At 62.0% G+C, this 21653-nt stretch carries 19 protein-coding genes; 10 read left to right on the top strand and 9 right to left on the bottom strand.

Annotated features, from left to right (window positions below):
• Nucleotides 1-96: 96 nt before the first annotated feature.
• The 3 genes from adeC to INT12_RS20535 are packed head-to-tail and all read right to left on the bottom strand — an operon-like array spanning nucleotide 97 to nucleotide 5864.
• Entirely contained in the window at nucleotides 97-1554 is a 1458-nt protein-coding gene (gene adeC / locus INT12_RS20545) for an AdeC/AdeK/OprM family multidrug efflux complex outer membrane factor (RefSeq protein WP_193040695.1), read from the bottom strand.
• Entirely contained in the window at nucleotides 1551-4712 is a 3162-nt protein-coding gene (locus INT12_RS20540; RefSeq protein WP_017844833.1) for an efflux RND transporter permease subunit, read from the bottom strand. Before INT12_RS20540 ends, adeC begins: the two co-directional genes overlap by 4 nt.
• Before the next feature lie 3 nt (nucleotides 4713-4715).
• Complete coding sequence (locus tag INT12_RS20535; protein WP_017844834.1) at nucleotides 4716-5864, bottom strand: efflux RND transporter periplasmic adaptor subunit; 1149 nt, start codon at nucleotides 5862-5864, stop codon at nucleotides 4716-4718.
• Nucleotides 5865-6150: 286 nt separating this feature from the next.
• Between INT12_RS20535 and INT12_RS20530 the strand changes: the two genes are divergently transcribed.
• A complete protein-coding gene (locus tag INT12_RS20530) occupies nucleotides 6151-6783 on the top strand; it encodes a TetR family transcriptional regulator (RefSeq protein ID WP_017844835.1) in 633 nt (210 codons plus the stop codon).
• A gap of 296 nt (nucleotides 6784-7079) precedes the next feature.
• Here the strand turns inward: INT12_RS20530 and INT12_RS20525 are convergent, their stop codons facing one another.
• Genes INT12_RS20525 through INT12_RS20515 form a run of 3 tightly spaced genes read right to left on the bottom strand, consistent with a single transcriptional unit; the run spans nucleotide 7080 to nucleotide 9669 of the window.
• On the bottom strand, nucleotides 7080-8135 hold the full coding sequence (locus tag INT12_RS20525; protein ID WP_017844836.1) for an alkene reductase: 1056 nt from the start codon (nucleotides 8133-8135) through the stop codon (nucleotides 7080-7082).
• A gap of 27 nt (nucleotides 8136-8162) precedes the next feature.
• Nucleotides 8163-9329, bottom strand: coding sequence for an MFS transporter (locus INT12_RS20520; RefSeq protein WP_017844837.1), 1167 nt, complete (start codon nucleotides 9327-9329; stop codon nucleotides 8163-8165).
• Between the two features lie 13 nt (nucleotides 9330-9342).
• Nucleotides 9343-9669 (bottom strand): ArsR/SmtB family transcription factor, encoded by a 327-nt coding sequence (locus tag INT12_RS20515; RefSeq protein ID WP_017844838.1) that lies wholly within the window; start codon nucleotides 9667-9669, stop codon nucleotides 9343-9345.
• 154 nt (nucleotides 9670-9823) lie between these two features.
• On the opposite strand from INT12_RS20515, the gene INT12_RS20510 reads away from it, so the two are divergent.
• Complete coding sequence (locus INT12_RS20510; RefSeq protein ID WP_193040696.1) at nucleotides 9824-10408, top strand: ACP phosphodiesterase; 585 nt, start codon at nucleotides 9824-9826, stop codon at nucleotides 10406-10408.
• Between the two features lie 109 nt (nucleotides 10409-10517).
• On the opposite strand, the gene INT12_RS20505 is transcribed toward INT12_RS20510, so the two are convergent.
• Together INT12_RS20505 and olsB are read right to left on the bottom strand one after the other, a co-directional pair.
• Nucleotides 10518-11309: a lysophospholipid acyltransferase family protein gene (locus INT12_RS20505; protein ID WP_046384413.1), complete on the bottom strand. Its 792-nt coding sequence runs from the start codon at nucleotides 11307-11309 to the stop codon at nucleotides 10518-10520.
• Nucleotides 11309-12064 (bottom strand): L-ornithine N(alpha)-acyltransferase, encoded by a 756-nt coding sequence (gene olsB, locus INT12_RS20500; protein WP_017844841.1) that lies wholly within the window; start codon nucleotides 12062-12064, stop codon nucleotides 11309-11311. The genes INT12_RS20505 and olsB overlap by 1 nt, the downstream gene beginning before the upstream one ends.
• Nucleotides 12065-12249: 185 nt before the next feature.
• Here olsB and INT12_RS20495 point away from each other — a divergent pair, with 185 nt between their 5' ends.
• The 4 genes from INT12_RS20495 (at nucleotide 12250) to INT12_RS20480 (ending at nucleotide 15492) form a co-directional block, all read left to right on the top strand.
• A complete protein-coding gene (locus INT12_RS20495) occupies nucleotides 12250-13332 on the top strand; it encodes a serine hydrolase domain-containing protein (RefSeq protein ID WP_017844842.1) in 1083 nt (360 codons plus the stop codon).
• Nucleotides 13329-13643, top strand: a complete 315-nt coding sequence (locus tag INT12_RS20490) for a hypothetical protein (protein ID WP_017844843.1) — start codon at nucleotides 13329-13331, stop codon at nucleotides 13641-13643. The genes INT12_RS20495 and INT12_RS20490 overlap by 4 nt, the downstream gene beginning before the upstream one ends.
• Before the next feature lie 99 nt (nucleotides 13644-13742).
• Nucleotides 13743-14333 carry a YceI family protein gene (locus INT12_RS20485; protein WP_017844844.1) on the top strand — a complete coding sequence of 197 codons (591 nt, stop codon included), beginning with the start codon at nucleotides 13743-13745 and terminating at the stop codon, nucleotides 14331-14333.
• Nucleotide 14334: 1 nt separating this feature from the next.
• On the top strand, nucleotides 14335-15492 hold the full coding sequence (locus INT12_RS20480; protein ID WP_046384410.1) for a phospholipase D-like domain-containing protein: 1158 nt from the start codon (nucleotides 14335-14337) through the stop codon (nucleotides 15490-15492).
• Nucleotides 15493-15653: 161 nt separating this feature from the next.
• On the opposite strand, the gene bglX is transcribed toward INT12_RS20480, so the two are convergent.
• Nucleotides 15654-17945 (bottom strand): beta-glucosidase BglX, encoded by a 2292-nt coding sequence (gene bglX / locus INT12_RS20475; RefSeq protein WP_017844847.1) that lies wholly within the window; start codon nucleotides 17943-17945, stop codon nucleotides 15654-15656.
• A gap of 241 nt (nucleotides 17946-18186) precedes the next feature.
• Between bglX and INT12_RS20470 the strand changes: the two genes are divergently transcribed.
• The 4 genes from INT12_RS20470 (at nucleotide 18187) to INT12_RS20455 (ending at nucleotide 21633) form a co-directional block, all read left to right on the top strand.
• The gene (locus INT12_RS20470) at nucleotides 18187-18798 is read left to right on the top strand and encodes a LemA family protein (protein WP_017844848.1); all 612 of its coding nucleotides are present in this window, start codon (nucleotides 18187-18189) and stop codon (nucleotides 18796-18798) included.
• Nucleotides 18799-18816: 18 nt separating this feature from the next.
• A complete protein-coding gene (locus INT12_RS20465) occupies nucleotides 18817-19545 on the top strand; it encodes a TPM domain-containing protein (RefSeq protein ID WP_017844849.1) in 729 nt (242 codons plus the stop codon).
• A gap of 31 nt (nucleotides 19546-19576) precedes the next feature.
• Nucleotides 19577-20194, top strand: a complete 618-nt coding sequence (locus INT12_RS20460; protein WP_193041241.1) for a TPM domain-containing protein — start codon at nucleotides 19577-19579, stop codon at nucleotides 20192-20194.
• 221 nt (nucleotides 20195-20415) lie between these two features.
• Nucleotides 20416-21633, top strand: coding sequence for a class I SAM-dependent methyltransferase (locus INT12_RS20455; RefSeq protein WP_017844851.1), 1218 nt, complete (start codon nucleotides 20416-20418; stop codon nucleotides 21631-21633).
• Nucleotides 21634-21653 lie beyond the last annotated feature (20 nt).

Genomic DNA, 21653 nt, shown 5'->3' with positions numbered 1-21653 from the left:
ATGATCGAACGCAACTTGTCCGGGCGCGGTGGGTACCGCTCAGGTATAAAAAAACCGCTTCCGGTGAGGGAAGCGGTTTGGTTTACAGCGCGACTATCAGAACAACTTCATCTTTGGCGCTTCTTCTTTCAGCGGCTGGTTACTCGCCGCCTGTTCATTCCAGCCACCGCCGAGGGCCTTGTACAGGTTGACCTCGCTGGTCAACTGCGCGAGGCGGTCGGTGATCAGCGATTGCTGGGCACTGAACAGCTGGCGCTGGGCGTCGAGGAACGTCAGGTTGCTGTCGACACCAATGCGGTAGCGACGCTCGGCCAGGCGGTAGTAATCCTGGTTGGCGGCGACGAAACCACGCTGGGCCTCCAACTGCTCCTTGTAGGTCTCACGCGCGGCGAGGCCGTCGGAAACTTCCTGGAAGCCGGTCTGGATGGCCTTCTCGTAGTTCGCCACGTTGATCTCTTTCTGGATCTTCGAGTAGTCCAGGCTGGCGCGCAGGCTGCCGGCGTTGAAGATCGGGATGTTGATCTGCGGGGCGAACGACCAGGTGCCCGAGCCGCCTTTGAACAGACCGCCCAGGTCCGGGCTCAGGGTCCCGGCGTTGGCTGTCAGGCTGATGCTCGGGAAGAACGCCGCACGGGCGGCGCCGATGTTGGCGTTGGCCGCCTTGAGGTTGTACTCGGCCTGCTGGATGTCGGGGCGACGCTGCAACAGGTCCGATGGCAACCCGGCCGGTACTTCGCTGAGCAGGTTATCCGACAGCGGCTTGCTGGCGAGATTCGCCGGCAGGCCGGTGCCGAGTAGCAGGGTCAGGCTGTTTTCGTCCTGGGCCACCTGGCGGGTATAGCGTGCCAGGGCCACCCGGGCGTTTTCCACCGAGGTGCGCGCTTGGCTCAGGTCGAGGGCCGAGGCCACGCCGACTTCGTTGCTGCGCGAGGTCAGCTTGTAGCTTTGCTCGTATGCGCCCAGGGTTTCCTGGGTCAGCTTGAGCAATTCCTTGTCGGCCTGCCAGGTCAGGTAGGCGTTGGCCACACTGGCCACCAGGCTGATCTGGGTGCTGCGCCGCGCTTCTTCGGTTGCGAAGTATTTCTGCAGCGCTTCCTCGCTCAGGCTGCGGACACGGCCGAACAGGTCCAGCTCATAGGAGCTGATGCCCAGGGTGGCCGAGTACGAACTGCTGATGCCTGCTTTACCGGTTTGCGACGAGCGTGCCGGTACGCGCTGACGGCTGCCGCTGCCAGTGGCCGATACGGCCGGGAACAGGTCGGCGCGCTGGATGTTGTACTGCGCTGCGTAGGCATCGATGTTCAAGGCCGCGACGCGCAGGTCGCGGTTGTTCACCAGTGCGGTCTGGATCAGCTGTTGCAGGGCAGGGTCATGGAAAAACTGCTTCCAGCCCTGTTCGGCGGCGGCCTGGTTCGGAGCCTGGGCCGACGAATACGCCGGGCCCTGCGGGAACTGCGCGGCCACCGGCGCCTCGGGGCGCTGATAGTCAGGTATCAGCGAGCAGCCACTGAGCACGAATGCCGTGACGGCTAAGGAAAGTAGCGACTTGCTCATTGGCCAGCCTCTTTAGGAGTTTGCTTGGGTTCAGTCTTTTTGCGTTCGCCCATGGCGGACACGGTTGCGAAGAACAGGGGCACCCAGAATATCGCCAGGACCGTGGCGGTGATCATACCGCCGATAACGCCGGTACCGATTGCATGCTGGCTGCCTGAGCCGGCGCCCGAGGAGATCGCCAGCGGCAATACGCCGAGGATGAACGCCATGGAGGTCATGATGATCGGTCGCAGACGCATGCGCGACGCTTCGATCGCCGACTCGACAATGCCTTTGCCTTGTTCGTGAAGCTCTTTGGCGAATTCCACGATCAGGATGGCGTTCTTCGCCGCCAGGCCCACCGTCACCAGCAAGCCCACCTGGAAGAACACGTCGTTGGACAAGCCACGCAGGCTGGTGGCGATCAACGCACCCACCACACCCAGCGGCACGACGAGTACCACCGCGATCGGGATCGACCAGCTTTCGTACAGCGCCGCGAGGCAGAGGAACACCACCAGCAGCGACAGGGCGTACAGCGCAGGTGCCTGGGAGCCGGACAGGCGTTCTTCATACGACAGGCCCGTCCAGGCGTAGCCGACACCCGCCGGCAGTTGCTTGGCGATGCGTTCGACTTCGGCCATGGCTTCACCGGTACTGTAGCCCGGTGCCGGGGTACCGAGGATTTCCATCGCCGCCACACCGTTGTAGCGCGAGAGTTTCGGCGAACCGAAGATCCACTTGCCCGAAGCGATGGCCGACAACGGCACCATCTTCCCGGAGCTGCTGCGCACGAACCATTTGTTCAGGTCTTCAGGGGACATCCGGCTGGCGGCCTCACCCTGCACGTACACCTTCTTCACTCGACCACGGTCGATGAAGTCGTTGACGTAGCTGCCACCCAAGGCAATCGCCAGGGTCTGGTTGATGCTCGACAGCGTAATGCCCTGGGCACTGGCCTTCTCGTCGTCGACGGTGAGCTCGTACTGCGGCTCATCGTTCACGCCGTTGGGGCGCACACCGGCGAGGATCTTGCTCTGGGCGGCCATGCCCAGGAACTGGTTGCGCGCAGCCATCAACTTGTCATGGCCGACGCCGCCCTGGTCCTGCAGGAACACGTCGAAACCGGTCGCGTTACCCAACTCCAGTACAGACGGTGGCACGATGGCAAACACCATGGCGTCCTGGAACGTCCGCATGAAGTACCCTTGGGCGCGCTTGGCGATCTCGAACACCGAGGTGGACGCGTCACGCTCATCCCACGGTTTGAGCATCACGAATGCCAGGCCCGAGCTTTGACCACGCCCCGCGAAGTTGAAGCCGTTCACGGTAAAGACCGATTTCACGCCCTTGCCTTCGCCGGGTTCGCCTTCCTTGTCGTTGAGCAGGAAGATACGCATGTCGTCGATGACTTTCTGCGTGCGCTCGGCCGTTGAGCCGACCGGCGTCTGCACCTGGGCAAAGATCACGCCCTGGTCTTCGTCGGGCAGGAACGCTGCCGGGATCCGCATGAACAACCAGATCATGCCGGCAAAGATCAGCACGTAAACGAGGAACGCCGGAATCTTGTGCCTGATCATGTTCCCCACGCCGCGCTCGTAGCTCAGTACGCTACGGTCGAAGGTGCGGTTGAACCAGCCGAAGAAACCACGCTTGGGTTGGCCGTGCGTCTCGGGGTCGATCGGCTTGAGCATGGTGGCGCACAAGGCCGGGGTGAAGATCAGCGCAACCAGTACCGACAACGCCATGGCCGAAACGATGGTGATGGAGAACTGTTTGTAGATCACACCGGTGGAGCCGCCGAAGAATGCCATCGGCAACAGTACCGCCGACAGCACCAGGGCAATACCCACCAGGGCGCCCTGGATCTGGCCCATGGACTTGACCGTCGCCTCTTTCGGCGACAGGTGCTCCTCGGCCATCACCCGCTCGACGTTTTCCACCACGACGATGGCGTCGTCCACCAGCAAGCCGATGGCCAGGATCATGCCGAACATGGTCAGGGTGTTGATGGTGAAGCCGAACGCGGCCAGGATCCCGAAGGTACCCAGCAATACCACCGGTACGGTCATGGTGGTGATGATGGTGGCGCGGAAGTTCTGCAGGAACAGGAACATCACCAGGAACACCAGCACGATCGCCTCGACCAGGGTGTGTACCACACCGGAAATCGATTCGGTCACCACTGGAGTGGTGTCATACGGCACCACCGCCTTCATGCCTGGCGGGAAGAACGGTTCCAGGGACGCGACCGTGGCACGGATGGCCTTGGCGGTGTCCAGGGCGTTGGCGCCGGAGGCCAGCTTGATCGCCATACCGGACGCCGGGTTGCCGTTGAACTGCGCGCTGATGCTGTAGGTCTGGCCGCCCAGCTCGATACGCGCGACGTCCTTCAAGCGAACCTGTGAACCGTCGGTGTTGACCTTCATCAGGATATTGCCGAACTGCTCAGTGGTCTGCAGGCGGGTCTTACCGATGATGGTCGCGTTCAATTGGGTGCCGGGCAGGGCAGGCAGGCCGCCCAATTGGCCGGTGGCCACTTGTACGTTCTGTGCCGAGATCGCGGTGCTGACGTCTACCGGGGTCAACTGATAGTTGTTCAGCTTGGCCGGATCGAGCCAGATACGCATGGCGTACTGCGAACCGAATACCTGGAAGTCACCTACACCCGCAGTACGGGAAATCGGGTCCTGGATGTTGGACACGATGTAGTTGGACAGGTCGTCCTTGGTCATGCTGCCGTCTTCCGACACCAGACCGATCACCATCAGGAAGTTCTTCACCGACTTGGTCACGCGGATACCCTGCTGCTGCACTTCTTGCGGCAGCAGCGGGGTCGCCAGGTTCAGTTTGTTCTGCACCTGGACCTGGGCGATGTCCGGGTTGGTACCCTGGTTGAACGTCACGGTGATGGTCATGCTGCCGTCGGAGTTACTGTCCGATGACACATAACGCAGGTTGTCGATACCGTTGAGCTGTTGTTCGATCACCTGCACCACGGTGTCCTGCACGGTTTGTGCGGATGCACCTGGGTAGGTCACCTGGATATCAATGGCGGTCGGCGCAATCGCCGGGTACTGGTTGATGGGCAACTTCAGGATCGACAGTGCCCCGACCAGCATGATCACCAGGGCAATCACCCAGGCGAAAATGGGACGGTCGATAAAAAATTTCGACATGGGTTACTCCCCTTTGCCAGCAGCAGCGGCAGCAGGAGCGGCGGTACCGGCAGGCTGGGCGTTGTCGGCGTCCTTGACCTTGACCTGGACGCCCGGCTTGACGTACTGCAAGCCTTCGGTGATCACACGGTCACCGGCGTTCAAGCCTTTTTCCACCAGCCAGTAAGCGCCGGCGGTGCGGTTGGCGACCAGCACGCGCTGCTCAACTTTGTTGTCCGCGTTGACCACCAACGCCGTCGGGATACCCTTGAGGTCTCGGGTCACGCCTTGCTGCGGTGCCAGGATCGCCTTGCTGTTCACACCGGCTTGTAACTGGGCGTGTACGAACATGCCGGGCAGCAGGGTGTGGTCAGGGTTGGGGAACACGGCGCGCAGAGTGACCGAACCGGTGGTCTGGTCAACCGACACTTCGGAGAACTCCAGTTTGCCGTCCAGGCCATAGCTGCTGCCGTCTTCCAGGGTCAGCTTGACCTTGGCGGCATTGGCGCCGGCTTTCTCCAGTTGGCCGCTTTCCAGGTCGCGGCGCAGCTTCAGCATTTCAGCCGAAGACTGCGTGACGTCGACGTAGATCGGGTCCAGTTGCTGGATCACCGCCATGGCATCGGTCTGGCCATTGCTGACCAGCGCGCCTTCGGTGACCGAGGAACGCCCGATACGCCCGGAGATCGGCGCGAACACCTTGGTGTAGCGCACGTTGATTTGGGCGGTTTGAACGTTTGCTTCGGAAGTCATGCGGTTGGCGACGGCGGTGTCGTATTCCTGGCGGCTGACGGCCTGCTCGTCGACCAACTGCTTGTAGCGGTCGGCGATCGACTTGGTCTGGGACAGGCTGGCCTGTGCGCTTTTCAGGGTGGCGTCATAGACCGACGGATCGATCTGATAAAGCTGCTGGCCTTCTTTCACATCCCCGCCTTCCTTGAACAGGCGCTTGAGGATGATGCCATTGACCTGCGGACGGACTTCCGCGATGCGGTAGGCGGTGGTGCGGCCTGGCAGCTCGGACGTCAGGGTAAAGGCTTGCGGTTGAAGGGTGACCACGCCGACCAGAGGAGTTTGCGCGGGCGGAGCCGCCTCTTCCTTTTTGCATCCGCTGAGCAGCGATGCCAGGGCGACGGCAGTGACCAGAGCGGTAACAGCTGGCTTAAGTTGCATGAAGATCCTCGGGTCAGGCGCGCAGACTGCGCACAAGAAGGGTGGAAGGGTAAAAAACAAGCTGTGAGTAGATAAGTAGCTTGCTACGCAATATACTTACGTTCATGGTTGTTTGTAAACTCTTGACAGGCTTCGCGCAGTGTTGACACAGCATCGCCCCGAGCCTCGATTTTAGTACGTTCGGCGCCCATGACGGTGTCGTCCCACAATTATTCAGATGCTCGTTAGCGCCTATTAAAGCAGCGTTACCGATAGTCCCACATGTTTTGATTGAGGTTTTATTGCCATGGTCCGTCGCACCAAAGAGGAAGCTCAGGAAACGCGCAGCCAGATTCTCGACGCTGCTGAGCAGGCCTTTTATGAGCGGGGTGTAGCGCGGACCACACTGGCGGACATCGCCGCGCTGGCCGGGGTAACGCGAGGCGCCATCTATTGGCACTTCAGCAATAAGTCCGACCTGTTGCAGGCATTGCTCGACACCCTGCACGAACCCCTGGACGAGCTGGCCAGGGCCAGTGAAAGCGAGGATGAAGTCGACCCGCTGGGGTGTATGCGCAAGCTGCTGATTCATCTTTTTCATCAAGTGGCCCTGGATCCGAAAACCCGGCGCATCAACGAAATCCTGTTTCATAAGTGCGAGTTCACCGATGAGATGTGCGACATGCGCCGCCAACGCCAGACCCACAGCCTGGAGTGCAACCTGCGTATCAGCCTGACCTTGCGTAACGCGGTGCATCGCGGGCAACTCCCGGAAAACCTCGACACCACGCGCGCAGCGGTATGCATTCATGCCTATATCAATGGCTTGTTGGGCCAATGGCTGCTGGTGCCGGACAGTTTTGAGCTGCACCAGGAAGCTGAGCGTTGGGCCGATGCAGGGCTGGACATGCTGCGCTTGAGCCCTAGCCTGCGCAATTAAGTCAAAATATGTAATTGCATCCAATTGTTTCAACAGTAAAGCCTAAGGGCGGGCAATCGTCCTGCTGACTTATTGGTGGGATGACTTTATATACGGGCTGGCGAGTGGTTGAAAGATAGCCGCCTAAGTATTTTGTAGCGTTTTTGTTGCAAGGCTGTGAAGGAATGTTTCTCCGGACCGCTGAGATCAAATGTGGGAGGGGGCAAGCCCTCTCCCACATTTGATCCGCGGTGTGTTCCCGATCGGCGAAAAAAAGCCCCGGTTCTTGCGAGCCGGGGCTTTTTCGTTTCAACGCATCACAGCGCCAGCGTCGGGTAGTCGATGTAACCGACCGGGCCCTTGGCATAGAAGGTTTCCGGGTGCGCCTGGTTCAGCGGCGCATCGGCTTTCAAGCGTGCCGGCAGGTCCGGGTTGGCAATGAACGGCACGCCAAAGGCCACCGCATCCGCCTTGCCCGAGGCCAGCCAGGCGTTGGCACTGTCCTTGGTAAAGCGTTCGTTGGCGATGTACACGCCGCCAAAGGCTTCTTTCAATTGCGGGCCGAGGCTGTCAGCGCCTTCTTTTTCACGCGAGCAGATAAAGGCGATGCCGCGTTTGCCCAGTTCGCGGGCGACGTAGGTGAAGGTTTCGGCCAGGTTGTCGTCACCCATGTCGTGGGAATCGGCGCGCGGTGCCAGGTGGACGCCCACGCGGCCGGCGCCCCAGACTTCGATGGCGGCGTCGGTCACTTCCAGCAGCAGGCGCGCGCGGTTTTCCAGGGAGCCGCCGTAGTTGTCGGTGCGATGGTTGGTGCTGCTTTGCAGGAACTGGTCGAGCAGGTAGCCGTTGGCGCCGTGGATTTCCACGCCGTCGAAACCGGCGGCCTTGGCGTTCTCGGCACCGGTGCGGTAGGCGTCGACGATGTCGGCGATTTCAGCGGTTTCCAGGGCGCGAGGCGTTGGGTAGTCGGCCAGCGGGCGGACCAGGCTGACGTGGCCTTTAGGCTGGATCGCACTCGGTGCCACCGGGGTTTCACCGTTCAGGTAAGAAGGGTGGGAGATCCGGCCGACGTGCCACAGTTGCAGGAAGATCTTGCCGCCCGCGGCATGTACGGCCTTGGTCACATTGGCCCAGCCACGTACCTGATCGTTGGACCAGATGCCCGGGGTGTCCGGGTAGCCCACGCCCATCGGCGTCACGGACGTGGCTTCGCTGAGGATCAGCCCGGCGGAGGCGCGTTGTACGTAGTACTCGGCCATCAGCGCATTGGGCACGCGACCGGCGTCGGCACGGCAGCGGGTCAGCGGCGCCATGATGATGCGGTTCGACAGTTCCAGGTCGCCCAGTGTGATCGGATCGAAAATAGTCGTCATGGGATAACACCCTTCTCTTTAAGTTGATCAGTTGGTCGCAGGGGCCAGGTCGGCATCGCCGCTCTGACGGAAAGTGATCAGGGTCACCAGCAGCGCGAGGATCGCCAGGGCCGCGGCGGCCAGGGGCACGCTGGTCAGGCCGAAACCGTGGGCAATCACGCTGCCGCCGACCCAGGCGCCGAGGGCATTGCCGATGTTGAAGGCGCCGATGTTCAAGGTGGACACCAGGTTCGGCGCGGCCTTGCCGAAGGTCACCACGTTGATCTGCAGCGCGGGCACGGCGGCGAACGAGGCGGTGGCCCACAGGAACAAGGTGATTTCGGTCGGGATCACCGCGATGCTGGTCCAGGTCAGCGCGGTGGAGACCACCGCCATGCTGATGAACACGCCGATCAGGGTGGCGGCCAGGCGTTTGTCCGCCAGCTTGCCGCCGATGATGTTGCCCACGGTGAGGCCCAGGCCGATCAGCAGCAGGGTCCAGGTCACGCCCTTGGGCGATACGCCGGTGACGTCGCCGAGCAGCGGCGCGACATACGTGAAGAGGGTGAACATGGACGCGGCGAACAGCGCAGTCATGGTCAGCGACAACCAGATGCCGGCGCCCTTGAGGGCGGCCAGTTCGGCGCGCATGTCGAGTTTTTCTTCATCGCGCTTGGCCGGCAGGAAGCGGATCAGGCCGATCAACGCGATCACGCCGATCACGGTCACCGCCCAGAAGGTCGAGCGCCAGCCGGCTTCCTGGCCCAGCGCCGTACCCAAGGGCACGCCCAATACGTTGGCCAGGGTCAGGCCGGTGAACATCAAGGCCACGGCGGACGCACGCTTGTTGGCCGGCACCAGGTTGGCGGCGACCACCGAACCGATCCCGAAGAACGCACCGTGGCACAGCGCAGTGACCACGCGGGCAAACATCAGCACGTTGTAGTCGCTGGCCAGGGCGCAGAGCAGGTTGCCGATAATGAAGATGCCCATCAACGCGACCAGCGCGGCCTTGCGTGGCAGCCTGGCGGTGGCCAGCGCCATGAACGGCGCGCCGATGGCCACGCCGAGGGCGTAGCCGGTCACCAGCCAGCCAGCGCCGGGAATCGACACGCCCAAGTCCGCCGCCACATCGGGCAGCAAGCCCATGATGACGAACTCGGTGGTGCCGATGGCGAAGGCGCTCAGGGCGAGGATGAGGAGCGAGAGGGGCATGTGCGTGTCCTTGTTACAGTGGTGCGCGGATTTCAGAACTGAGCTCAGTGATGAGCGCAGTGAGGAAGGCTTGGATCGTTTCCTCGTTGCGTTTGAAAAAGTGCCACTGCCCGGCCTTCTGGCTGCTGATCAATCCCGCCCGTTGCAAGGTCGCCAGGTGGGCCGACACGGTTGACTGGGACAAGCCGCAGCGCTGGTCGATCTGCCCGGCGCAGATGCCGTATTCGTGGTTGTGCAGTTGCTCGGGGAATTGCACCTTCGGGTCTTTCAGCCAAGTGAGGATGTCTCGCCGTACTGGGTGCGCCAGGGCTTTTATTATTTCGTCGAGGTCGATGGACATGGCGGTTGCTCGGTGTCGTAAAGCGTTATATCGCGATGAGGCGAACTTTAAATCGGTATATCTCGATATTCCAATATGATTTCGGTCTTAGGCCAGACTGAATCGGTATATCGGGTTATAACGATGCGTTGACGGCAGTGATAGACTGCACACCATGAATTATCTCGCACATCTGCACCTGGGCGGCCAACTTCCTGCGCAACTGCTGGGCAGCCTGTATGGCGACTTCGTCAAAGGTCGCCTGCAAGGCCAGTTCAGCCCGCCGATCGAAGCGGCCATCCAGTTGCATCGTTCCATCGACCGTTTCACCGACAGTCATCCGCAGGTCGGCGAAGCGTTGTCGCGCTTTAGCCTGACGCGCCGGCGTTATGCCGGGATCGTCCTCGATGTGTTTTTCGATCACTGCCTGGCGCGGGATTGGGCGCTGTATGCCGAGCAGCCCCTGGAACACTTCACCTCCCAGGTGTACCGCGTGCTGGCGGCCGAACCGCAGTTGCCGGGGCGGCTGGCGCAGATTGCGCCGTACATGGCGGCGGATGATTGGCTGGGCTCATACCGCGAGTTCGCGGTGATGGAGCAGGTATTGCGGGGGATCTCGCGGCGCCTGACGCAGCCTGAGGAACTGGGCCATGCGATGCAGGAATTGCGCACGTTATACGAACCGTTGAGTGAAGACTTCCGGCTGTTCTATCCAGAGCTGCAAAAATTTGCCCAAACCCAACTGACCACTGAGATCTGAATGTGGGAGGGAGCTTGCTCCCGATGGCGGTGGTTCAGTCAGCACATGCATTGACTGACACACCGCCATCGGGGGCAAGCCCCCTCCCACATTGTTGACTGTGCTCGCCTCAGGCGGCGAATGCCGGCCGAACCGCAATCTGTTCTGTTTCCGGCAGCGGCCCGAACAACGCCTTCTGCACCGCCTGCTGCGCCTGGAATGCCAGCGCCGCGCGTTCCTGCCCGGCACAGGCAATCGGCGTGAGCACATGGATTTCCACATCGCCCTGGTCGTTGGCAAACAGGCGCATCAGGTGCGAGAGCAAATCGTCATCGCCAATGAACGGCGCCAGCGGGTCCACTTGCCCATCGCGCAGATACCGGATCGCCACCGGTTGCAGCGACACATCCGCCTCGATCGCACTGGCCAGCAGGCGCCCGTGAAAGGTACGCAGGCTGCGCCCGTCGGTGGTGGTGCCTTCGGGGAACATCAGCAGCGGGTGTTGCTGCTCCAGGTGACGGGTCATCTGTTTGCGGATCAGTTGGCTGTCGCCTGAGCCGCGGCGAATAAACAGGCTGCCGGCCTTCGCCGCCAACCAGCCGGCCACCGGCCAGGTGCGGACTTCGGCCTTGGACAAGAACGACATCGGCGTGACCATGCCCAGCAGCGGGATGTCGGTCCAGGACACGTGATTGCTCACCCACAGCATCGGTGTCTGCGGCAATTCACCGTGTACTGTCACGCGAAAGGGCAGGGCGTTGGTCAGCCGCGACATAAAGAATCGCGACCAACGCTGACGGCGCACCATCGAGTTGGCCACCCCCAGGCGCTCGAACACACCGAACACACTGGCCATGCTCAAGCCCAGCGCCACCACCAACAGTACCCGGGCGATCCGCGCGTACACGCGCACGCGGCCCATCACATGGCCGCCTTGAAGTGGCGCGCATAACGCGGGCACAGCTCATCGCGCTTGAGCAGAATGAACACGTCGGCTACCTGGAAATCTTCATCCCAGCACGGCTCGCCGCAGATCTTCGCGCCCAGGCGCATATACGCCTTGAGCAGCGGCGGCATTTCCGCGATGACGTTGGACGGCAGGTCCAGCGCCGGCAGCGGTTTTTTCGGTTCGGCGCGCAGGTGTTCGTTGCACAGGTAGCGTTCGCGCAGGCGCTGCATGATCGCGTGGGCCTGGATGCCGCCATCGTGCATCGGGATGCTCGCGCAACCCATCAGGTAGCTGTAGCAGCCCTCGTTGAGCACTTCGGCCAACTCGCCCCACAGCACTGCGATGGTGCCGCCGTTGCGGTAGGCCGGGTCGACGCAGGTGCGGCCGATTTCCAGGATCGGGCCCTGCAAGTGCAGCAGGCCATGCAGGCTGAATTCTTCTTCGCTGTAGAACCGGCCCAGGGTGCTGGCGGCCTGGTGATCGAGCAAACGGGTGGTGGCCACCAGTCGACCGCTGTTCAAATCCCGCACGCCGATGTGGCTGCAGTGAACATCATAGTCATCCATGTCCAGGCCCAGCTCCGCGCCTTTCAGCTTGGCGTTGAACTCGCCGCTGAACACGTTGAACCGCAGGGCCTGTGCTTCTTGCAAAGCCTGGGCGCCGATCAGGCGTTCGGCTTGCAGACGGCGTTCATTGCCGGTGTCGCTGATGCGGGCGATCTGAGTCATGGCGAATCTCCGAGTGCCAGCCACGTTCCGGCCGGTCGACTTGTTTGTCCAAACTCAGGCTATGTAGGCTCGGTGTCATCTCCATGAAGTTACGGTGACGCTTAGATGACAGGCACTTATGTCGCCAATCTGTCATCGGCCTCGGCTAGGCTCGCGGGCTTGAATGCCCCCTTGAGTTCGTGTCCATGGTCAGAGGCTTGTTGTGCGTTGCCCTGTTGTTAGCCACCGTCACCACCCGCGCCGAAACCTGGCCTGACAAAGACTGGGCCAAGGGCACGCCGATCGAAGGTCCCGCTGTCGATGCCCTGAATACCTACGCGTTTCCCCGGCGTGACGACGCCACGCGCCAAGGCATCCGCACCGACGCGCTGCTGGTGATCCGCGATGGCGAAGTCATCTACGAGCGCTACGCCATGCCCACCACCGCGAGCACGCCGCACCTGACCTGGTCGGTCAGCAAAAGCCTGATGGCCACCGTGCTGGGCGTGGCCTACGGCGAAAGCCGCTTCAAACTGAGCGACCCCGCCGCACGTTTCTACCCGCCGATGAAACAGCATCCAAGCGTGACGATGGCCGACTTGCTGCACTGGGCCTCGGGCCTCGATTGGCAGGAAGATTACGAATATGCCCCGCTGAAATCCTCGGTCGTCGCGATGCTCTACACCCGCGGCCGCGCCGACATGGCGGAGTTCGTCGCCGGCATGCACACCGCCCGCGCGCCGGGCGAGGCCTTCCGTTATTCCAGCGGCGACAGCAACCTGCTCTCCGCCGCGCTCAAGGGCATGCTCGGCCACAAGGCCTACATGAGCTACCCGTGGGATGCGCTGTTCAAGCCGCTGGGCATTCATAACGCCACTTGGGAAACCGATGCCGATGAAACCTTCGTCGCCTCGTCCTACGCCTACCTCACCGCCCGCGACCTGGCGCGCGTCGGCCTGCTGATGGCGCGCGACGGTCGCTGGCGGGAGCAACAGTTGGTGCCGAAAGCCTGGGTCGATTTCAATCGGCAACCGTTCGATCACTACAAGGCCGGCCAGGACGAAGCCATGCCCGGCGGCCATTGGTGGCTCAACCGCGCCGTGCAGGGCGCCCCAAGACCCTGGCCCGACGCCCCCGCCGACACCTTCGCCGCCCTCGGCCACTGGGGCCAGGCGCTGTATGTCATGCCCGACGAACACCTGGTGATCGTGCGCTACGGCGATGACCGCGATGACAGCTACCGCCACAACGAACTGCTCAAACGCGTGCTGGCGGCGGTGCAGCCATGATCCGTCGTCGGCCGTTTACCAGTCTTTTCCTGCTGCTGTTGCTCGCCGTGCTGGGCTGGGGCTGGCACGAGCGCGTCAACCTGCAAGCCTTCCCCGACATCATCGCGGCGTATACGGCCAAGGAGTACTGCTCGTGCCGGTATGTGCAGAATAATCCCGCCGAGTACTGCCGGGGGTATGTGAAGCAGTACGTGCCGATCAGTGCGTTCACCGATGACCCGGAGCGCAGTGAAGTCAGCGCCAGTGGATTGGGGCGTACCCATACGGCCAGATGGTTGGGCGAACATCAGGGCTGCCGCCTCAACCCCTGACACGTCATCTCCGCGGTGGGGGCGGCTTTGTCAGCTACATTGCGCCCGGCAGGCGGCACAGTTAAGGTTCGTTCAGGTTTTCCGCCCCACGAGTCTTTAATGTTCAACGCGTCTGTCATCAAACCCCTGGCCTTCGCCCTGCTGGCCGCCGCCGCCGTGCCTGCCCACGCGGACTGGTACCTGGACAACGAGTCCTCGCGGCTGTCGTTCGTCACCACCAAAAACACCGAGATTGCCGAGGTGCAGCGCTTCCTGGTGCTGCACGGCAAGGTCGACCGCAACGGTGCGGCGCAGGTGGAAGTGGAGTTGGAGTCGGTCAACAGCGGCATCCCGCTGCGCGATGAGCGCATGCGCAATCAACTGTTCGAGATCAAGACCTTCCCCGAAGCGCTAATCAGCACGCAGATCAACCTGCAACCGATCAACGACCTGGCCCCCGGCGCGCAGTTGGAGTTGCGCCTGCCATTAAGCGTCACGCTGCATGGCAAGACCCACACCTACAACGCCGAGCTGTTGGCCACGCGCCTGGATGATCGGCGTTTCCAGGTGGTGACCCTGGAACCGCTGGTGTTGCGCGCCGAGGATTTTGAGCTGGTGCCGGGTGTGACGGCGTTGCGCAACGCGGCTGGGCTGGCGTCGATCAGTTTGGCGGTGCCGGTGGGTGCGGTACTGATCTTTACGGCGCGCTGACATGAGCGGCGCAGTGTTCCCGTGGCGCAGCGCCAACCGTTTCGAGTTGTTGATCGACGGGCCGAGTTTTTTCCCGCAAATGCTGGTGGACATTGCCCGGGCAGAGCGTCAGGTGGATCTGGAGTTATACCTGGTGGAAGCCGGCGCCTGCGCCGAAGTCTTGGTGCAGGCGCTGGCGCAGGCGGCTGAGCGGGGCGTGCGGGTGCGCTGCCTGTTCGATGATTACGGCAGCCTGGCGTTCGCCCTCAGGTTGCGTAAGCGCCTGACCGACGCCGGTGTGGAACTGCGCTTTTACAATCGCCTGGAATGGCGGCGCTGGATGGGCAACCTGTACCGCGACCACCGCAAATTATTGCTGGTCGATCAAGGCATCGCCGTGGTCGGCGGTACCGGCGTCACCGATGAGTTCTGGACACCGGGGCAGGACAGCGCCGACTGGCATGAAGTGATGGTGCAGATCGACGGCCCGCTGGTGCTCGACTGGCAAGCGCTGTTCGACCGGCAATGGTTGGCCAACGACGACCGCCGCGCCTGGAAACCGGCCACCCATTTCGGCTTGCCGCACTTGCCCAAAGTACCGCCGACCGGGTCTGGTCTCGGCCGTGTTGCCTATGCCGACGCGCGCCAACACCGCGATATTCTGCACTCGCTGATCCGCGCGCTGAGCAGCGGCCACCGGCGCATCTGGTTGGCGACCCCGTATTTCCTGCCCACCTGGGGCGTGCGTCGGGCCTTGCGCCGGGCGGCGGGGCGCGGCGTGGACGTGCGTTTGCTGCTGACCGGCCCGCGTACCGATCACCCGTCCGTGCGCTACGCCGGGCACCGTTATTACCCGCGTTTACTGCGCTCGGGCGTGCAGATCTTTGAATACCAGCCGTGCTTCCTGCACCTGAAGATGGTCTTGGTGGACGATTGGGTCAGCATCGGCTCGTGCAACTTCGACCACTGGAATTTGCGCTTCAACCTGGAAGCCAACCTCGAAGCGTTGGACCCTGCGCTGACGCTGGCCGTGGCCGGCAGTTTCGAACGGGATTTTGCCCAGAGCCAGGCGGTGAGCCTGGAGGCGTGGAAGTCGCGGCCGTTGTGGCGGCGGGTGAAGCAGCGGGTGTGGGGGTGGATTGATCGGTTGGTGGTGAACCTGCTCAATCGACGCGGCTGACGCGCCCAACTCACCCAACTCGCTTAATTCGCTTAATTCACTTAACTGTAGGAGCGAGCTTGCTCGCGAAAAACCTGAGAACAACGCGTTCATTCAGCATGCGCGTCATCGTTAACGGTCTTCGCGAGCAAGCTCGCTCCTACAGAGGGCGGGGGCGGGCGTTAGAGCAGTTCGAAGGTCTGCTGCTGCACATCCTGGGAGTCCAAGCCGATCTGCACATTGAACTCACCCGGTTCCGCTGCGAACTTGAGCTGGGTGTTGTAGAACTTCAAGTCTTCTTCGGTAATGGTGAAGTGCAACGTGCGCTCTTCGCCAGCCTTGAGCATGACTTTCTGGAAGTTCTTCAGCTCCTTGATCGGGCGGATCATCGAGCCGGCCACGTCCTGGATATACAGCTGCACCACGGTTTCGCCGTCGACCTTGCCGGTGTTTTTCACGGTGACGCTGGCGTCGAGCTTACCGCTCTTGTTCAGGGTGGTGGACGACAGCGCCATGTCCGACAGGCTGAACGTGGTGTAGCTCAGGCCATAGCCGAACGGGAACAGTGGCCCGGTGGTGTCATCGAAGTACTGTGAGGTGTAGTTACCCGGCTTGCCTGGGGTAAACGGCCGGCCGATGGTCAGGTGGTTGTAGTAGGTCGGAATCTGCCCCACCGAGCGTGGGAACGTGATCGGCAGCTTGCCCGATGGGTTGTAGTCACCGAACAGCACGTCGGCGATGGCGTTGCCGCCCTCGGTGCCGGCGAACCAGGTTTCCAGGATCGCGTCGGCTTGCTGGTTTTCTTCGAGAATCGACAGCGGACGGCCGTTCATCAGCACCAGCACCAGTGGCTTGCCGGTGGCTTTGAGGGCCTTGATCAGGTCGCGCTGGCTTTGCGGGATGTTCAGGTCGGTGCGGCTGGAGGATTCGTGGGACATGCCACGGGACTCGCCCACGGCAGCGACCACCACATCGGCATCCTTGGCGGCCTTGACCGCTTCGTCGATCATCACCTGGGCCGGGCGGGTGTCATCCACCACTTCCGGGGCATCGAAGTTGAGGAAGTTGAGGTAGTCGACCACGGCCTTGTCGTTGGTGATGTTGGCGCCACGGGCATAGATGATCTTGCCCTTTTCGCCGATCACCGCGTTGAGGCCGTCGAGCAGGGTCACCGATTGTGCCGGCTTACCGGCGGCGGCCCAGCTGCCCATCATGTCGATGGGAGCCTTGGCCAATGGGCCGACCAGGGCGATGGTCGCGGATTTTTTCAGCGGCAGGGTGTCGTTCTGGTTCTTCAGCAGGACCATGCTGCGGCGTGCTATGTCACGTGCATCGGCGCGGTGCAGACGGCTTTCGGCGTTGGTGTCGGCCGGGTCGTCCTCGGCCTTGCCGATGCGCAGGTACGGGTCTTTGAACAGGCCCATGTCGTACTTGGCGCCGAGCACTTCACGCACGGCGTTGTCGATGTCGCTCTGCTCGATCTCGCCGGACTTGAGCAGCCCCGGCAATTCCTTGCCATACAGCGAGTCGTTCATGCTCATGTCGATGCCGGCCTTGATCGCCAGCTTGGCGGCTTCACGCCCGTCCTTGGCCACGCCGTGCTTGATCAGCTCGAAGATCGCGCCGTGGTCGCTGACGGCCAGGCCCTTGAAGCCCCAGTCCTTGCGCAGCAGGTCGTTCATCAACCAGGTGTTGGCGGTGGCGGGCACGCCGTTGATCGAGTTGAGCGCGACCATCACACCGCCGGCACCGGCCTTGATCGCCGCGTGGTAGGGCGGCAGGTAGTCCTGGTACATCTTGACCGGGCTCATGTCGACCACGTTGTAGTCGCGACCGCCTTCCACCGCACCGTACAGGGCGAAGTGCTTGACGCTGGCCATGATGCTGTCGGCATTCGCCGCGCTGCTGCCCTGGAAGGCCTTGACCATCACTTCGGCGATGCGCGACACCAGGTAGGTGTCTTCACCGAAGCCTTCGGAGGTGCGGCCCCAGCGCGGGTCGCGGGAGATGTCGACCATCGGCGCAAAGGTGATGTCGAGGCTGTCGGCTGCAGCTTCCTGGGCAGCAATGCGCCCGGAGCGCCCGATGGCGTTCATGTCCCAGCTGGACGCCAGGGCCAGGCTGATCGGGAAAATCGTGCGGTGGCCGTGGATCACGTCGTAGGCGAAGAACATCGGGATCTTCAACCGGCTGCGCATGGCCGCGTCCTGCATCGGACGGTTTTCCGGGCGGGTGATAGAGTTGAAGGTGCCACCGATGCGGCCGGCGGCGATTTCCTTGCGGATCAGCTCGCGGGGCATTTCCGGGCCGATGCTGATCAGGCGCAATTGGCCGATTTTTTCATCGAGGGTCATCTGCTTGAGCAGGTCGCTGACGAAGGCGTCCTTGTCTTTAAGCGCAGCAGGCTTTGTTTCTGCCCAGACGGGGTGGGTGGCCAGAGTGGCAACAAGGCCGAGCAAACACAGCTTCTTCATGAATATCCTTTTTCGGCGCACTGCACAGCGGTTAGGCTGATCGGCCAAAATGTGGGGAGCGTCTATTGTTGTTCGGGTGTCGTTCAGAAAAATGCAGCACACTCTGAACTCTTTATCGCGCTGGGCATCTTTTTAGCTGATTGGCTCGATGCATTCCAGTAGTGGGGGCGGATTATGCCCCATGTGCGCGGTTTATAGGGCGAGTCGTCAAATTCCATCAAGGTTGGGCAGGAGAAACACCATGCAAGCAGCACAAGGTTACCGCTGGGGCTTGAAGGCCGCGGCTTTGCTATTGATCAGCACAGTGCTGAGCGGTTGTGGCATCAACACCATTCCGACCCTGGATGAACAGGCCAAGGCGGCCTGGGGCCAGGTGCAGAACCAGTATCAACGGCGTGCCGACCTGATCCCCAACCTGGTGGAAGTGGTCAAGGGTTACGCAACCCATGAACAAGACACCCTCACCGCGGTGATTGAAGCGCGGGCCAAGGCCACGTCGATCCAGGTCGACGCCAGCACCCTCGACAACCCGGAAAAACTCAAGCAGTTCCAGCAAGCCCAGGACGGGTTGAGCAGTGCGCTCAGCCGCTTGATGGTGGTGTCCGAGCGCTACCCGGACCTGAAGGCCAACCAGAACTTCCTGGCCCTGCAGTCGCAACTGGAAGGCACGGAAAACCGTATCGCTGTGGCGCGTCGCGACTTTATCCAGGCGGTGCAGGCGTACAACACCGAGATCCGCACGTTCCCGGGGCGCCTGTGGCACAGCGTGATGTACAGCGATCTGCCGATCCGCGCCACGTTTGAAGCCACCACTGCCGATGCCGATAAAGCGCCGCAAGTGAAGTTCAAATAAAGCTGCATTGAGGTGTCGATGCGTTTATTACGGATAGGCCTGGCGCTGTGGCTGTTGGCCTGCGCGGGCGTGGCCCAGGCGGCGTTGACCTTCCCGGCATTGACCGGGCGGGTGGTGGACACCGCGCAGATGATCGACCCGGCGGTGCGCGAGCAGTTGACCCAGCAATTGCAGGCGCTGGAGCAAAGCCGTGGCGACCAGATTGTGGTGGTCACCGTGCCTGACCTGCAGGGCGTGCCGATTGAAGACTACGGTTATCAGTTGGGGCGCCAGTGGGGCATCGGCCAGAAGGGCAAGGACAACGGTGCGCTGTTGATCGTCGCCCGCGATGAGCGAAAATTGCGCATCGAAGTCGGTTATGGCCTGGAAGGCACGCTGACCGATGCGCAGTCGTGGGTGATCATCAATCAGGTGATTGCGCCCAAGTTCAAGGCCGGCAAGTTCAGCCAGGGCATCAGCGACGGCGTCGCCGCGATGATCCAGGTGGTGGGCGGCGAGCCGCTGGCGGTGCCGGCCCATGTGGCGGATGCCAACTTCGCCAAGGATAATCCGGGGTTTTCCATCGGTTTGTTTATCCTGCTGATCGGCGTGTTGTGGCTGTGCAATCGCCTGGGCCTGCCGGTGTGGGCGATTCTGTTGGCGATTCTCAGCAGCAGCGGCCGAGGCGGCCGGGACGGTGGCGGTGGCGGCGGTTTTCGCGGCGGCGGTGGCGGTTTCGGCGGTGGCGGGGCTTCGGGCGGCTGGTGATGACAATAACTAAAAACGAGCGTTTACAACCATGGCACTACTGACTGAACACGAACAACGCCAGGTCGCCGAAGCGATCGCCCGGGTCGAGCGACAGACCGACGCCGAGCTGGTGACCGTGCTGGCCGCGCGTGCCGACGATTACGCCTACATCCCGTTGCTGTGGGCCAGCCTGATCGCGTTGGTGGTGCCGGGGGTGGTGCATTATTTCTCGGGCTACCTGAGCATGTACACCTTGTTGTTGGCGCAGTGGGCGACATTCATCGTGCTGTGCCTGGTGTTTCGCCTGCCTAAAGTCACTACCCGCTTGATCCCCCGCTCGGTACGCCACTGGCGCGCGTCGAACCTGGCGCGGCGTCAGTTCCTCGAGCAAAACCTGCACCACACGCTGGGCGGCACCGGGGTGTTGATTTTTGTCAGCGAGGCCGAGCGCTATGTGGAGATCCTGGTGGATGACGGGATTTCCAAACGCCTGGATGACAGCAGTTGGGATGGTATCGTCAAGGCGTTTACCCAGCAGGTGAAACAGGGCCAGACATTGGCCGGGTTCATTGCCTGCATCGAAGCCTGCGGTGAGTTGCTCAAGGTGCATGTGCCGCTGACGCACGCGCGCAATGAGTTGCCCAATCGCCTGATCGTGCTCGAATAACCCAAGCAGTGCCGAACCCAATGTGGGAGGGGGCTTGCCCCCGATAGCGGTGCATCAGTTGCAGATGAGCTGACTGACACACTGCCATCGGGGGCAAGCCCCCTCCCACATTTGGATCTGCGGTGGGGCCCCCAATCTTACCGTTGATCAAATAACCCCGTGCCCTCAGCCCCCATCCCCCCTAAAATGCCCGGCATTCCCAGCCCGAGGCGTTTTTGTTCATGTCCGTCACCGCTCAACCTGCCCGCCCTGCGCCGGATCATCACGCCCAGTTCATCGAACTGCTCAGCGCAAGCCTTGCGCATAACGCCTTTATCAAGCTGGTGCTGGCCAAGTACGTCGGTGAGGAAGCCGAGCTGCAACGGCTGATCATCAAGGCGGTGACGGTCAAGGAGCAGCCCTGCCTGTCCTTCGTCTACCGCTACAAAACCCGCGACATCACCAAAAACCTCCCGGTGGCCGACGGTGTGGCGGCGATTGCCGAGTTGTTGCCGACCTCGTTCAAGAACGCACACTTGCTGGCGCTGACCGACGAAGCCCAGCTGGAATACAGCAAGAAGAACAAAAGCTCGCTGTTCAAAAGCAAGCCGCAGCAATTGCGTGAGGCGCCGTCGGCCGAGCACAACCGGGAGAAGAACCGCTTCCTCGACCTGAGCCGGCCGTTCCTCGCCGACCTGGGCGTGACCGACGCCAAGCACGCGCTGATCCCGTCGATGTCGCGCAAGTGGAAGCAGATCAACAAGTTCATCGAAGTGTTCAGCCATGCGCTGATCGCATCCCCGCTGAGGCTGGACCAACCGGTGCGCGTCGCTGATTTCGGCTCGGGCAAGGGCTACCTGACTTTCGCCATCCACGACTACCTGCGCAACACCCTCAATGTCGAGGCCGAGGTCACCGGTGTTGAACTGCGCGAAGACATGGTCAGCTTGTGCAACGCCGCCGCCGCCCGCCTCGAACACCCGGGGCTGGTGTTCACCTGCGGCGACGTGCGCAGCGTCGCGCCCAGCGAGCTGGACGTGATGATCGCCCTGCATGCCTGCGACATCGCCACCGATTATGCGATCCACACCGGCATCCGTTCCGGTGCGTCGATCATCATGTGCTCGCCGTGCTGCCACAAACAGATCCGCCTGCAGATCCAGAGCCCTGTGCTGTTGAAGCCGATGCTGCAATACGGTTTGCACCTGGGCCAGCAGGCGGAAATGGTCACCGACAGCCTGCGCGCCTTGTTCCTGGAGGCTTGCGGTTATGAGACCAAGGTGTTCGAGTTCATCTCTCTGGAACACACCAACAAGAACAAGATGATCCTTGCGGTGAAACGCGCCGAACCGGTGGACAACGCGCAGCTACTGGACAAGATTCAGGCACTCAAGGACTTCTATCACATCACCGAGCACTGCCTGGAAACCCTGTTGCGCACCGACGGTTACCTCGGCTGAACACGAAGCCAATGTGGGAG

The sequence above is a fragment of the Pseudomonas sp. K8 genome, from assembly GCF_014889455.1.
In the GTDB taxonomy this organism is placed as follows: domain Bacteria; phylum Pseudomonadota; class Gammaproteobacteria; order Pseudomonadales; family Pseudomonadaceae; genus Aquipseudomonas; species Aquipseudomonas veronii.
Note: the sequence above shows the minus strand (reverse complement) of the source record. Positions and strands in the feature narration are given on the sequence as shown.